General features: G+C 41.1%; 14 protein-coding genes. 10 read left to right on the top strand and 4 right to left on the bottom strand.

Going from position 1 to position 12655, the window contains the following annotated elements; genetic code table 11:
* Positions 1 to 182: 182 nt before the first annotated feature.
* The gene (locus tag HWQ41_RS23990; RefSeq protein ID WP_292768513.1) at positions 183 to 749 is read left to right on the top strand and encodes a PadR family transcriptional regulator; all 567 of its coding nucleotides are present in this window, start codon (positions 183 to 185) and stop codon (positions 747 to 749) included.
* A 239-nt stretch (positions 750 to 988) separates the two neighbouring features.
* Here the strand turns inward: HWQ41_RS23990 and HWQ41_RS23985 are convergent, their stop codons facing one another.
* Positions 989 to 1693, bottom strand: a complete 705-nt coding sequence (locus HWQ41_RS23985) for a CAP domain-containing protein (protein WP_292768510.1) — start codon at positions 1691 to 1693, stop codon at positions 989 to 991.
* A 504-nt stretch (positions 1694 to 2197) separates the two neighbouring features.
* Positions 2198 to 3325, bottom strand: coding sequence for an acyltransferase family protein (locus HWQ41_RS23980; RefSeq protein WP_292768507.1), 1128 nt, complete (start codon positions 3323 to 3325; stop codon positions 2198 to 2200).
* Between the two features lie 224 nt (positions 3326 to 3549).
* On the opposite strand from HWQ41_RS23980, the gene HWQ41_RS23975 reads away from it, so the two are divergent.
* The 3 genes from HWQ41_RS23975 (at position 3550) to HWQ41_RS23965 (ending at position 4952) form a co-directional block, all read left to right on the top strand.
* On the top strand, positions 3550 to 3882 hold the full coding sequence (locus HWQ41_RS23975; protein WP_292768504.1) for a hypothetical protein: 333 nt from the start codon (positions 3550 to 3552) through the stop codon (positions 3880 to 3882).
* Between the two features lie 50 nt (positions 3883 to 3932).
* The gene (locus tag HWQ41_RS23970; protein ID WP_292768502.1) at positions 3933 to 4385 is read left to right on the top strand and encodes a hypothetical protein; all 453 of its coding nucleotides are present in this window, start codon (positions 3933 to 3935) and stop codon (positions 4383 to 4385) included.
* Between the two features lie 108 nt (positions 4386 to 4493).
* A complete protein-coding gene (locus HWQ41_RS23965; RefSeq protein ID WP_292768497.1) occupies positions 4494 to 4952 on the top strand; it encodes a peroxiredoxin in 459 nt (152 codons plus the stop codon).
* Between the two features lie 110 nt (positions 4953 to 5062).
* Here HWQ41_RS23965 and raiA read toward each other — a convergent pair whose 3' ends face one another.
* A complete protein-coding gene (gene raiA / locus HWQ41_RS23960; RefSeq protein ID WP_292768494.1) occupies positions 5063 to 5710 on the bottom strand; it encodes a ribosome-associated translation inhibitor RaiA in 648 nt (215 codons plus the stop codon).
* A 618-nt stretch (positions 5711 to 6328) separates the two neighbouring features.
* On the opposite strand from raiA, the gene lipB reads away from it, so the two are divergent.
* Entirely contained in the window at positions 6329 to 7021 is a 693-nt protein-coding gene (gene lipB, locus HWQ41_RS23955) for a lipoyl(octanoyl) transferase LipB (protein ID WP_292768491.1), read from the top strand.
* A 183-nt stretch (positions 7022 to 7204) separates the two neighbouring features.
* The gene (locus HWQ41_RS23950; protein WP_292768488.1) at positions 7205 to 7405 is read left to right on the top strand and encodes a hypothetical protein; all 201 of its coding nucleotides are present in this window, start codon (positions 7205 to 7207) and stop codon (positions 7403 to 7405) included.
* A gap of 103 nt (positions 7406 to 7508) precedes the next feature.
* On the opposite strand, the gene HWQ41_RS23945 is transcribed toward HWQ41_RS23950, so the two are convergent.
* The gene (locus HWQ41_RS23945; protein WP_292768485.1) at positions 7509 to 8273 is read right to left on the bottom strand and encodes an amino acid ABC transporter ATP-binding protein; all 765 of its coding nucleotides are present in this window, start codon (positions 8271 to 8273) and stop codon (positions 7509 to 7511) included.
* A 91-nt stretch (positions 8274 to 8364) separates the two neighbouring features.
* On the opposite strand from HWQ41_RS23945, the gene HWQ41_RS23940 reads away from it, so the two are divergent.
* The 4 genes from HWQ41_RS23940 to HWQ41_RS23925 all read left to right on the top strand — a co-directional run bounded on the left by HWQ41_RS23940 (position 8365) and on the right by HWQ41_RS23925 (position 12429).
* Positions 8365 to 9882 (top strand): ABC transporter permease subunit, encoded by a 1518-nt coding sequence (locus HWQ41_RS23940; protein WP_292768482.1) that lies wholly within the window; start codon positions 8365 to 8367, stop codon positions 9880 to 9882.
* Between the two features lie 189 nt (positions 9883 to 10071).
* On the top strand, positions 10072 to 10431 hold the full coding sequence (locus HWQ41_RS23935; protein WP_292768480.1) for a GNAT family N-acetyltransferase: 360 nt from the start codon (positions 10072 to 10074) through the stop codon (positions 10429 to 10431).
* A 251-nt stretch (positions 10432 to 10682) separates the two neighbouring features.
* Complete coding sequence (locus tag HWQ41_RS23930; protein ID WP_292768478.1) at positions 10683 to 11567, top strand: lipid kinase; 885 nt, start codon at positions 10683 to 10685, stop codon at positions 11565 to 11567.
* A gap of 256 nt (positions 11568 to 11823) precedes the next feature.
* A complete protein-coding gene (locus HWQ41_RS23925; RefSeq protein ID WP_292768476.1) occupies positions 11824 to 12429 on the top strand; it encodes an exopolysaccharide biosynthesis protein in 606 nt (201 codons plus the stop codon).
* Positions 12430 to 12655: the final 226 nt, after the last annotated feature.

Raw genomic sequence — 12655 nt, 5'->3', positions numbered from 1 at the left:
ACGTAAGTCAAAGGCGGGGTGGGGTTCTTTTTTTGATTTATGCAAGAAGTCTATTGTAATCAACATATCTTTTTATAACCGTTATATCTTATATTGGATTAATCACATATTAGCATAAACTTATAACAAGTACATAGTGTAGAACCGATCGAGAAAATGCCAATTATGGGAAAACAGTCTTCATGTCCCTAGCATATGTAATTTTAGGTCTTCTTCAGCAGCAAGAAATGACGGGCTACGACCTGAAAACGAGCTGCTTTGATCAATGCATTGCCCATTTGTGGCCAGCAGACCAGGCACAAATTTACAGAACTCTTGATAAGCTAGTTGAGCAAGGCTGGATTACCTGTAAGATTGAGATTGGGTGCGATCGCCCCAACCGCAAAGTCTACAGTGTGACGGAGCCAGGGAAAGCCGAATTCGCCCGATGGCTTGCGACTCATCAGCCCTTACCAACTATCCGAGAACCTTTGCTTCTCCAGTTGCATTTTGCAGATCAGTTGTCGAATGAAACCATTATTCACGTACTGGAGCAACAAATGGCGGCTCGAAGCAAAAAGCTTGCAGAATGTGAAACCATCGATTTGCCATCACTCGGTAATGAGTCTGCCAACCGTGAGCAGGTGATGCAAAGGCTCGTGCTGGAGTTAGTTCTCCGAAGAGAACAGACTTATATTGATTGGTTGAAAATAGCGATCAGTGTTATCAGTCACCAAAAGCCATCTGTATCACAAATTATTGTAAATTAAAGGGTTTAAGACCCCTCTGTTACAAAGTTCTGATGCCTGCGGCGGGCTGCGCCAACGGATAGCGCCAGGGAGAGCGAGTCCGCGAGCGTCGCAAACCTCCGCTCAGACTTTGCGCTACGTCTACACGTAACGCGGAGGCGGAGTGGCTCCGCCTCCGCTCAGTTACCCTGCGGGATCTTGCTACAGTCAGGGTTTAAATAAGAGTCTGAAAATGTCTTTAATGAAAGAATTTTGAATTGTTAATCTTCCCTATACCCGCCAGCATAGTCAATTACACAGATTGTTCTATATGATTTGTGAATTCCAAAAGCAACACCAGACACTTTAAAAGCACCATTAAAAATATTTTTTCTATGACCGCGATCGCGCACACCATCATCAATAATTAACTGCATGACGATATCTTGGGCAGTGTTTGGGCCATAACTGATATTTTCGCCTGCGGTTGTTTGCCATGTACCATAGCGGTTGATGCGAGTAAAGGGGTTGCTACCATCGCTACCATCATGACCTGTGACACCTTTTGGCCCTTGGTCTTTAACGTGGTCTTTTGCTCCTAAAGACATACCCTTAGATGCAGTCAACGCTCCCACAGGACGAGCAGATTTCAGAAATGCGATCGCCTCATCGACTGCTTTGACTCCTTCTTGAGTTCGCAAATAGGTATTATTAGAAATTTTGACTCGGTTCCCCTCAAAGCGCTTTTTATAGTTTTCCAGAATCGGGAGATATGCCTTGGGATTTGTTCGTACTTTATTTGTTTCAACAATTACCTGTTGTTCCAGGGGTGAAAGATAACTCGCCTTTGCTAATAAAGTTGGACTAGCTGGTTTAACTACTGCTGGGTTAGATTTTGTCACAGACGGGTTAGATTGAAACACTTGATTTGAGCAGCCAAATATCAGGGTAACTGGCAAAAATACCCAAAATCTAATGCGATGCATTCATTACCTCACAATTTTTTTTATGGATTAATTTAGTGAATTACAATAAGTAAGAATTTTCAACACACAGAGAAGTTTGTAGACGCTTCTTTATTCGGAATTTTAGAAGCGGCTTGTTGTCACACATCAGAACTTCGATCAGTTCCCTAAGAAGAACGGAAATGAGTTTATCAATAGTATAGATAACGCTGCGATAGTCTTTGTTCCTTGAGTGTTAAAAATTGATTACTTAATACCTGTTGTAACCTAGCTAACGCTCAACGTAAACAGGACTTACGCACTCAGATCCCCCAACCCCTTTAGGACTTACGCAAATAAAAACTTTGCATATTTGCGTTTGACAGAAAAACGCAGAGTTGATATCATGTCCGCCCAAATAACTGTCATTGCGATCGTTCGCTCTCAGCGTTCCCGCAGGGTAGGGAAACAAGCCCAAAAAAAACCTTGCGATTGCGTCGTTTCACTCGCAATTGACTAATTACGGATGATTTGCTGGATATCATATTACACTTTGAGAAACCAACGTTGTCGATACATCAGAACACCAACAGCCCACCACAACAACACGGTGACTATGGCAAACAACAGGGAACCATTCAGGACTCCCGCCCAAGATGCGAAAAAATTCTGGTAAATCCAATTGTAAGTACTGGGAGCATCTTTGCCTGTGCCAATAGTGGTTTTGACTAAGATTTTAATTAACAAAACGGATGGAACGAAAAGAGCGATCGCATTTAAGCCCATAATTTCAAAAGGTTTACTCCAGCGACGATTCAGCCGTACTTCGATGAGTTCATAACAAGCTGCTAGCAAAAGTAACGCCCAACCACTGGTGAAGACTACATAGGAACTTGTCCACAGCTTTTTGTTGATGGGGAATGTCCACCCCCACGCCCAACCGATAATTAAACAACCAACTCCAAATAATCCTAACCCTATACTTGTACGTGACTGTACAGGTTGGCTGCGTATCCATTCTCCAGTGAAGTAGCCAGCAAGAACGCTTACTATCGCCGGAATTGTACTGAACAGTCCCTCTGGATCTCCCATAAAGTTGAAACCATCACCTTTATATAGATGTGCTTTGGGAATAATCAGGCGGTCAATATAAGCGCCGAAATTACCTTCCCGCGTCAAAACTCCCGCACCATAATCCGGCACTGGTAGATACATTATTATTAGCCAGTAGCCAATGAGTAACACTGTTGCGAGTATCCATTGACCTTTACGCGGAAGGTTAAGAACTACCAAGGAAGCCAGCAGATAGGTAATGCTGATGCGTTGCAACACTCCCAGAATGCGGATACTACTTAAGTCAAAAGTCCAAACACCCTGATTCCAAAAGCCATTTAGTAGCAATCCCAAGGCAAAAAGAATGGCGGCGCGGCGTAAGATGCGCCAGTAAACAGCTGAGGTTGGTTTATTACCTTCGGTGTACTTTGACAGCGAGAAAGTCATCGCTACACCGACAATGAAGAGAAAGAAGGGAAATACCAAGTCAGTTGGTGTGCAGCCGTGCCAATCGGCGTGGGCTAAGGGAGGATATACATCATCTGCGACACCCGCCATATTGACGAGAATCATTCCAGCGATCGTAATGCCGCGAAAAACATCTAGTGAAGTCAGGCGCATAAACGGAATTTTATGTTAGATGAGTATCTAAGCTACCCCGCTTGATGCAGGTAATCAAGCAAAATTTATATACTTGGATACAAATTTCTTCAAACTTGGCTCATTTTAATACATCTGTATTATTTAATAAATATAATATAATCTAAATTAAGGGTAAAGTTTTTTAGCCTTATGGTTAAAATTTAACATATATTTAAAACGAGTTTTGATAATATTGACAAAAGATGAATTTGGAAAGTTTTCCTGTGTTTTTAAAAGACAAAAAAATTCCGGTAATATCAAATTCAGCACCAAGCAAAGGTGTAGAATTGACTAATGTTGATTTTTCAGTCTCAAATATAGTAAGGCTTAAAAGCATATTATCTTTTTTTTCGTATTTGAATATGAATGGAGAAATTAGTGATGAAGCATTTGAAGCTTTAGTTCGTTATGCTTGCTCTATTTTTATTGAAAATGAGATAGAAGGTAGAGTTAAAGATGCTTTTGAGCAGAAAATAAAAAATTTTTGGGAATCGAAACTTTCGTCTACTATAGATAAATATATTACGACAAAGTGAAGTCTATCTTCAAAGGCAACTAGCTCTCAATTTTTGAAGTTTATATCATTATGTCTAATCAAGAAAATGAATCTAATAAAGAATTTGATCAACAAAAAGATGAGCAAGAAAGTGAATATATAGAAAAACTCCCTGAAGAATTAAAAAATTTAAATCTTCCACCAGAAATCAAGAAGGAAATAAGAACATTTCTTTCTATGGGTCGCTTCTCTGGTTCGTCTATTTCACCAATTATAGATAAAATTAATCAACAACACATAACAAAAATACTTGAAAGCGTAGAAAAAGATAGTGAAAGAGCATTTGTAGACGCACAAGAAGCAAGAAAGTATAATTTAGTCGCTATTTGTATTTTTGTGGCTGTTTTCGTGTTTTTAACGGTTTTTCTGGTCAATAAAGACGTGGCTGTTTATCAGGATATTCTGAAAATCCTGATCATATTTGGCGGCGGATTTGGCAGTGGATTGGGCTTCAAGATATACTTAGACCGTAAAAATAAATAAACTCTAAATATAGAATTAAGGGATCATAATTTGTTATTAAGTGATAAAAATTTGTGAATTATGATAATAGTTATTTAAAGCACACAAATTTTAGATTTTTGAATACCTATGCCCATCAAAGTTGGAGATACCGCTCCTAATTTCAGTCTACCCGCTCAAAACGGCTCAACAGTTAGCCTCCAAGATTTTCGCGGCAAAAAAGCTGTTGTCCTATATTTTTATCCCAAAGACGACACACCCGGATGTACGGCTGAATCTTGCGCCTTTCGCGATCAGTATGAAGTTTTTAAAACTGCTGGCGCTGAAGTTCTCGGCGTGAGTGCTGACTCCAGTGAATCTCACCAACGATTTGCTGCGAAACACAATCTACCTTTTACTTTGTTAACTGACAAAGGCGACCAAGTGCGGAAGCTATATGGCGCAACAGCAGCCTTTGGCTTATTCCCTGGTCGCGTTACTTACGTCATTGACCAACAGGGAGTTGTGCAATACGTGTTTGATTCAATGTTTAACTTTAAAGGTCATGTTGAGGAAGCGCTGAAAAGTTTGCAACAACTTGCAAAATAAGGGAATGGGGAGTGCGTAACGGGGAATGGGGAGTGCGGAATGAGCATTGATAAACTCTTCCCGACTCCCTACTCCCTACTCCCGACTCCCGACTCCCTACTCCCTACTCCCTATTTATTCGAGTGCGATTTTTCCGGCATGATAATATTAGCGTGGGTTGCCTTGCCATTATGGCCGTTGGTATGACCGTTACTATTGCGCGGATGGATCACACCATAGCCGCCGTGGTTGCGTTCGTAAATTACATTAATCTCTCCAGTTTCAGAATTGCGGAACATATAAAAGTCGTGTCCCACGAGTTGCAGTTGTTCCAGGGCTTCTGCAAGGGTCATCGGCGGCATGGAAAAATATTTGGTGCGAACGACTTCATTGGGCAATTCGGGAGTGCGATCGCCAATTAAATCTGTGACTACCGACTCTGTAACAACTACTTCTGTTGGTTGGGCATGAGTTTTCTGGTCTTGACGCCGTTCTTTGTATTTCCGCAGTTGACGGGCAATTTTATCTGCAACTAAGTCAATGCTGGCATAGAGGTTTTCGCTGCTTTCCTCGGCACGGATAACGCTACCATTAGCATAAATAGTTACTTCAGCTGCTTGTCTAGTATTAATTCGGGGATTACGGGCTACGCTAAGATGCACATCCACTTCATTTGTAATGCTCTGAAAGTGACTAACTGATTTTTCAATCTTTTGATGTACATACTCACGAATTGCATCGGTGATTTCAATATTTTTGCTGTGGATGACAAGCTTCATGTAAACTCTCCCGCTGAATATTTGAATGTGTGAATTTGCTTTGTATGAAAAGAAGTTGCGGTAAGGTCTATTACTCCCGCCAAAACAAATTGTGAACTATATTGTATGTACTGCTGTTAAGCTGTCTCTAAGCTTGCTGCATCTAAGTTGTTGTCAAGTATACCCTTGATTTCCCTCCTCATCTCTGCGCTGATATCCAATTGGAAGTCCCTAAAACTCTTGGGTGAGGAAATCTGAGTGGTAGCTCCCGTGACTACCTTCTCCAATAAAGCAACGCTTACAGAACTGTTGATAGTTGCTCCTTCTGTGTTCGATTGAGGTTTGCTTGCTGTTGTTCAATAATACAAATCTTTGTGGAAGTTTGATTCTGTTTGAAATGCCAACAATGTTATGAGACTCATCAGCCAGTACATTCGTCTTTATTGTCTTGGCATGATGCTTATTGCAGAAAATTCCTCCTAAAACCTATTGAGGTTATCTTTTCAAGCTAGCACTTTGTATTTTCTAATGCAGCTTCCCTTGACTTTCCTTTAAAATCCTTTGCAAAGCTTAACATTTGTTGACTGCAATCCTGTAACTTGAAATATATTTCGTTCCCAATCCCAATTGATTTTTGGCATGATCCATAGTATTGAACCACACAAAAACCGTTGTTTGCTGTATAACCAAGGATTAATGCCTTACTTAGAAGCTCATGGATGGCAGCGATCGCTCGTCACTAAGCGCATCCATGACCCCAGTCTAGATGATGTGTTAATTTTGCTAGAACATCCACCTGTCTACACTCTGGGGCAAGGAGCAAACTCAGATTTTCTCAAATTTGATATTGACAAAGGTGAATATGATGTGCATAGAGTTGAACGAGGCGGCGAGGTTACTTACCATTGTCCCGGTCAACTGGTGGGGTATCCAATTTTAAATCTGCAAAGTTATCGTAAAGACCTTCATTGGTACTTACGGCAACTCGAAGAAGTAATAATTCGCGTATTGGCAGTTTATGGGTTGCAGGGAGAAAGAATTCCAGCTTTTACTGGCGTTTGGTTACAAGGGCGAAAAGTTGCGGCTATTGGTATTAAAGTTAGCCGTTGGATTACCATGCACGGCTTTGCATTAAATGTTTGTCCAGACATGACAGGCTTTGAGCGCATTATACCCTGCGGTATTTCTGATAAACCTGTAGGCAGTTTAGCCGAATGGATTCCAGGCATTACCTGTCAAGAAATACGTTTTTATGTAGCGCAGTCCTTTGCGGAAGTCTTTGGCGTGGAATTAGTCGAGTCGCAGCCTCAAGGATTTTTCCAGTCTGAGTAAATTCAGCTTGTAATTATGTAATAAATACTATAGCAGTCCTATTTAAATTGTGAGACACTTATGAGAGTAGTCCATATTTAATAGTATCAAAATAACCATTTAACTTCCGTTGTCAAAGCTAGAATCTGATTTTTTACAAAAAAAAATACTAACTTTTTACGGCTGTAAAGCACAACTTTGCGTGTGAATTACTCAAATAATCTCCAGGTATATGCCCCATCGTTAACGTTTCTGAGAGAACGTGATTGGACAGCTTTGATAGAACTATTTGACAGAGATGATGGTGATGAAATTGAAGCCGACATCAGCTGTAGTTTGTTTTGGCTGATACCTGAACCTTGTTGGGAAGATGATCCCTTTGATTTCTTACGCGAGTACCTTTAAATAGTGGGGAGTGGGGAGTTTAAAATAAGTCTTTAATTACGAATTACGTTAGCGTAGCGGTAGCGAGTCCACGTTCGCTTTTAGCGTCTCGTAGAGAGCGTCATTACGAATTACGAATTATTTGAAGGCGACTGAGGAAAATACGTAGGCGATCGCTTTGGGGATTGGTGAGAACTTCATAAGCTGAACCTTGTTCTGTGACAATACCTTGATCTAAAAATATCACCTGATGGGCTACTTCCCGCGCAAATTGCATTTCATGGGTGACAACCACCATTGTCATGCCTTCTGCTGCCAATTGCTGCATCACTTGCAGAACTTCGCCGACGAGTTCGGGATCTAGGGCGCTGGTGGGTTCGTCAAATAGCATGATTTGGGGATTCATACATAAGCTACGCGCGATCGCTACTCGTTGCTTTTGTCCGCCAGAAAGTTGTTCGGGATAAGCAGAGGCTTTGTCAAATAAGCCGACTTTTTCGAGATATAACCCCGCTAGTTGGGCGCTTTCCTTCGGTGTTTTACCCAATACTTTCCGGGGGGCGAGTGTCATATTTTCCAGGACGCTGAGATGAGGAAACAGGTTGAACTGTTGGAAAACCATACCTACTTGTGTTCGTAGTTGCCGCAGTTGGCTATAGTTGACAGTGGGGCGGGATAAGTTGATACCGTTGATTATTAAACGCCCGTTGTCAATGGTTTCTAGGCGGTTAAAGCAGCGTAGTAGGGTACTTTTACCACAGCCGGAGGAACCGATAACTGCAACGACTTCTCCTCGGTTGATTTCGCCTGTGATTCCTTTGAGGACTTTTAGGGAACCAAAGTTTTTTTCGATATTGTCAAAAATAATGGCGGGGGTGGTATTGTTCATTACTTGTGTCAAGCTGCTCTACAGTTGATTGTAAGGTTTTTGACGAACCGCAGAGGCGCAGAGGGCGCAGAGAGGGAGAGAAAATAATAATATGGTTAAATTTGATTTTGGGCCTTGGCTGCGCTGGTGCGTGGTTGTAGGTTTTAGCTGTTTGTTACTGGCTGGCTGTGGGGTGAATCCTAGTGCGGGGAAAACTCTACGGGTTGCTACGGAACCGGCGTTTCCACCTTTTGAGTTTCAAGGAAAAGGTGGTGAGTTACAAGGTTTTTCGATTGATTTAATGAATGCGATCGCTTCCTCTGCTAACTTTAAAGTTGATTTTCAAAGTCTGCCTTTTGATGGCATTATCCCAGCTTTGCAAGCCAAAACGGTAGATGCGGCGATTAGTTCGATCACGATTACACAGGAGAGGGCGAAGACGATTGCTTTTTCCCGTCCTTATTTTAAGGCTGGGTTAGCGATCGCCATCCGCGCAGATAATCAAAATATTACTGGCTTTGACAGTCTCAAAAATAAAAAAATTGCGGTACAAATTGGTACAACTGGGGCTGCAAAAGCTAAGAGTATTCCTGGAGTGCAAATTCGCAGTTTTGATTCAGCACCTCTAGCCCTGCAAGAATTGTTCAATGGTAATGTGGATGCAGTAATCAATGATGCTCCAGTGACTTTATATGCCATTAATACGGGCAATCTTCAGGGAATTAAAATAGTACAGCAATTGCTGACGGAGGAGTTTTACGGGATTGCTACAGCTAAAAATTCGCCGAATTTGGCATTAATAAATGACGGTTTGGATAGGGTACTGAAAAATAGTACTTATGCCAAAATTTACCAAAAATGGTTTAAAACCGAGCCGCCATCATTACCAGTTAAATCACCATTTGAGAATCAAACTAACGCTGGCAAACCTAAAATATTAACTTCAATTGGCGTAATTTTGCAGGCTTTTCCGACTTTATTACAGGGAGCTTTAGTAACGTTGCAATTGACGATAATTTCTGTAGTGTTTGGTTTAATTGGGGGTTCCCTGATTGGAATTATACGCCTTTCTCATATTGCACCTGTGCGTTGGGTGGCGAGGGCGTATGTGGATTTTTTCCGGGGAACGCCTTTGTTGCTGCAAATTTTTATGATTTACTTTGGATTACCTGCAATTTTGCAAGAACTTGGTTTGACATTTAGTTTTGATCGCCTAACTGCTGGGGTAATTGCTTTAAGTTTGAATAGTGCCGCATACATTGCCGAAGTTGTCCGTGCTGGGATTCAATCGATTGAACCAGGACAAGCAGAAGCAGCACAATCATTAGGTTTGAGTTCTGTGCAAATAATGATTTATGTAATTTTTCCCCAAGCTTTCCGGCGGATGATTCCACCTTTAGGTAATGAGTTTATCAGTTTGTTGAAAGATACAAGCTTAGTTTCTGTGATTGGGTTTGAAGAATTGGTACGTAAAGGACAGTTAATTATCGCCGATAACTATCGCGCCTTTGAAATTTACGTGGGTGTAGCAGTAATTTATTTATGTTTGACGTTACTTTTTTCACAAGCGTTTAGTCGCTTAGAAGTGTGGATGAATCCGGTTAAACGGCGGAGGAAGTACGATAGCTAATAATTTTTCAGTGATTTTCCGACTTACTTTAAACTCCTAGCAGATCCTAACGAATTACAAGTTTGGCAAAAGGTTGACCGCTACGGTAATATCTATTGGCAAGCTTATGACCCTACAACTAGAAAATCTTTCTCTTCAGGTTGCCAAGCTGACTTTGCTCCAGTTGTCCTGCGGTTTGTAGCCTATGATGTGCAGTTAGATCCTGTCTCTAGAGATTATGTAGAGGCAGTTTTGGCGCTTCCAGCAATGCAAGAGTGGATAAAGGCAGCAAAGAGTAAAACAGATCACTTTATCTATTCAACTTTTTTAGCAAAACCTGGAATTTGGCTTGATGATTTATATGTCAAAGCTGAACATCGAAGCCACCGATTTGGTCAAGCGCTGATGCTACGCTTGCGCCAGATTGGGCAGGAAAAAGGCTGTGGCAGAATCGATTGGACTGTAGCTGTATCTAACGAGCGTGGAATCAAATTCTATGAAAGAATAGGTGCGAAGCTCATCAACCAAGTAAAATTATGTCGCCTAGATGGTCAGGCACTAAGTAAGTAAATATTAAGTAGGGGAAGCAGGAGTCATTTAGTGAGTAATAATTATATTTGGTGAGTATCAACACACCGAGGACTAATAGAGATAAACTAGATAAAATAGAAATTAAAAATTAGTAAGCACAACATAATAAGCATTGACAAAAATAATTTTTGATAACTGTGATCACAACTTAAACACTTTCTTATAGTCAACTTCAAGCAGAATACATGGATGCGGATAATTGGACATATCAACTACAAAAGGTACTACCCATGAGTTCCCGCGCACTGCTGTTAGTAAATCGTCATGCCCGCCAAGGGCAAAAGGGTCTGTCGGAAGCGATTCAATATCTGAAGACACTCGGCTTTGATTTAATTGAAGAGTCTACAGAAGACCCCAAACATCTTGCTGAAGTTATATTTCGCTATCAGCATCAAGTTGACTTGGTAATCATTGGTGGAGGAGATGGGACTCTCAATGCCGCAGTAGATGCTTTAGTTGATACTCAGTTGCCCTTGGGAATCTTGCCTCTGGGAACTGCCAACGATCTAGCGAGGACTTTGGAAATTCCGAATTCTCTCAGCGAAGCTTGCAAAATTATTGCCTATGGAAATTTACACCGCATTGACTTGGGTTGGGTGAACGGCAAGCACTTTTTTAATGTTGCCAGTCTGGGATTGAGTGTAAAAATTACCCAGCGACTTACCAAAGAAGTCAAACGCCGTTGGGGAATATTTGCTTATGCCGCCACTGCCTTGGAAGTGATTTGGGAAGCTAGACCTTTTACTGCGGAGATTGTGATCAATGGTGAATCAGTTCGCGTGAAAACAGTGCAAATTGCTGTGGGTAACGGCCGCTATTACGGCGGTGGTATGACAGTGGCTGACGATGCCACAATAGATGACCAAAGGCTAGACCTTTATAGCTTGGAGATTGAACACTGGTGGCAGATTATATTATTACTCCCTGCGATGCGACAAGGGCGACATATACATTGGCAGAGTGTACGCTCTCTTCAAGGTCAAGAAATAGAAGTGTCTACTCGCAAACCGCGCCCTATCAATACAGATGGTGAAATCACTACTTACACACCTGCTCATTTTCGGGTTATACCTAAAGCTATAGCTGTTTTAGTACCCCCAGAAATCAGGAGTTAGGAGTTATTCAATTTTAGATTTTAGATTTTCCTTCAATCCAAAATCCAAAATTCAAAATCTAAAATTGATTGATCGTAAATCAAAGGGTTTAAGACCCCTAGCGCGGAGTCGGAGCCACTCCGCCTCCGATCAGTTTCAGTCGGGGTTTAAATCCCCCTCTGAAAATGTCTAAAATGTTTGAATTTTGAATTTTGAATTTTGAATTGTTAATTCTCCCTCTGCTAAAAATGTGGGAACTCGCATCAACTCACACCAAATGCATCTGAGATTTTCTCAAGATATAAAGTCCCTATTGCAACGCCTAGCTGAACAACCGCTGACTCTAGGTGATATTCTGGCAGAAACCTCAGAACGAGGGTTCTGCCTGGTAATTACATTATTAGTTTTGCCCTTTTTATTTCCTATGCCACCGGGATTAACTGGCCCTTTTGGTGGTGCTTGTTTACTGTTGTCAGCGCAAATGCTTTTAGGGAGGCGATCGCCTTGGCTACCGAAAAGAATCGCTAACTACAAATTTCCTCGTCCCTTCGCCCAGCTACTTTTGCAAAATTTGGGGCGTCTTACCAAAGTTTTACAGAAAATCGCCCGTCCCCGATTGGCAAAAATAGCCCATAATCCTTTGATTTGGCGAATTAATGGGTTTTGTATCTCTTTATTAACAATATTACTAATATTACCAATTCCGTTTACAAATCCCATCCCCACTGTAGGTATTTTACTTTTGACTGTTGCCACCATCGAATCTGACGGTTTATTAATTTGCATCAGCTACGGCATTACTGTCCTGATTACTTTGCTGTTTGGATTTATTGGTTATGCAGTATGGTTAGCTCCCAGTTTGCTGCCATCTATATTTAAATAATAAAAGCCCTCAGCCAAAAGCTGAGGGCTGTAATTTATTAGGGTGCATCTACCATTTATTAATCCGCTTGATTGATTCCCATATCCGGGAAAACTAAACTTCTAAGCAAAATTATTTTATTCTCAAATTAAAAAATATCAGCAATAAAAAAGCCTTCAACTAAAAGCTGATGGCTCTGATTTAATTAAGGTGCATCTACCATTTATTAATCCGCTTGATTGATTGC

It is taken from the genome of Nostoc sp. NOS(2021) (assembly GCF_017115025.1).
Taxonomy (GTDB): Bacteria; Cyanobacteriota; Cyanobacteriia; order Cyanobacteriales; family Nostocaceae; genus Nostoc.
The sequence above is the reverse complement of the archived record's forward strand: the minus strand, read 5'-3'. Positions and strand labels throughout refer to the sequence as shown.

What these genes read in the sequence shown, in the direction of transcription:
- HWQ41_RS23990 (WP_292768513.1), top strand. Translation starts at nt 183, where the DNA reads ATGTCCCTAGCATATGTAATTTTAGGTCTTCTTCAGCAGCAAGAAATG.
- HWQ41_RS23965 (WP_292768497.1), top strand. Translation starts at nt 4,494, where the DNA reads ATGCCCATCAAAGTTGGAGATACCGCTCCTAATTTCAGTCTACCCGCT.
- HWQ41_RS23930 (WP_292768478.1), top strand. Translation starts at nt 10,683, where the DNA reads ATGAGTTCCCGCGCACTGCTGTTAGTAAATCGTCATGCCCGCCAAGGG.
- HWQ41_RS23975 (WP_292768504.1), top strand. Translation starts at nt 3,550, where the DNA reads ATGAATTTGGAAAGTTTTCCTGTGTTTTTAAAAGACAAAAAAATTCCG.
- HWQ41_RS23970 (WP_292768502.1), top strand. Translation starts at nt 3,933, where the DNA reads ATGTCTAATCAAGAAAATGAATCTAATAAAGAATTTGATCAACAAAAA.
- HWQ41_RS23945 (WP_292768485.1), bottom strand. Translation starts at nt 8,273, where the DNA reads ATGAACAATACCACCCCCGCCATTATTTTTGACAATATCGAAAAAAAC.
- HWQ41_RS23925 (WP_292768476.1), top strand. Translation starts at nt 11,824, where the DNA reads ATGCATCTGAGATTTTCTCAAGATATAAAGTCCCTATTGCAACGCCTA.
- HWQ41_RS23980 (WP_292768507.1), bottom strand. Translation starts at nt 3,325, where the DNA reads ATGCGCCTGACTTCACTAGATGTTTTTCGCGGCATTACGATCGCTGGA.
- HWQ41_RS23940 (WP_292768482.1), top strand. Translation starts at nt 8,365, where the DNA reads ATGGTTAAATTTGATTTTGGGCCTTGGCTGCGCTGGTGCGTGGTTGTA.
- raiA (WP_292768494.1), bottom strand. Translation starts at nt 5,710, where the DNA reads ATGAAGCTTGTCATCCACAGCAAAAATATTGAAATCACCGATGCAATT.
- lipB (WP_292768491.1), top strand. Translation starts at nt 6,329, where the DNA reads ATGATCCATAGTATTGAACCACACAAAAACCGTTGTTTGCTGTATAAC.
- HWQ41_RS23985 (WP_292768510.1), bottom strand. Translation starts at nt 1,693, where the DNA reads ATGCATCGCATTAGATTTTGGGTATTTTTGCCAGTTACCCTGATATTT.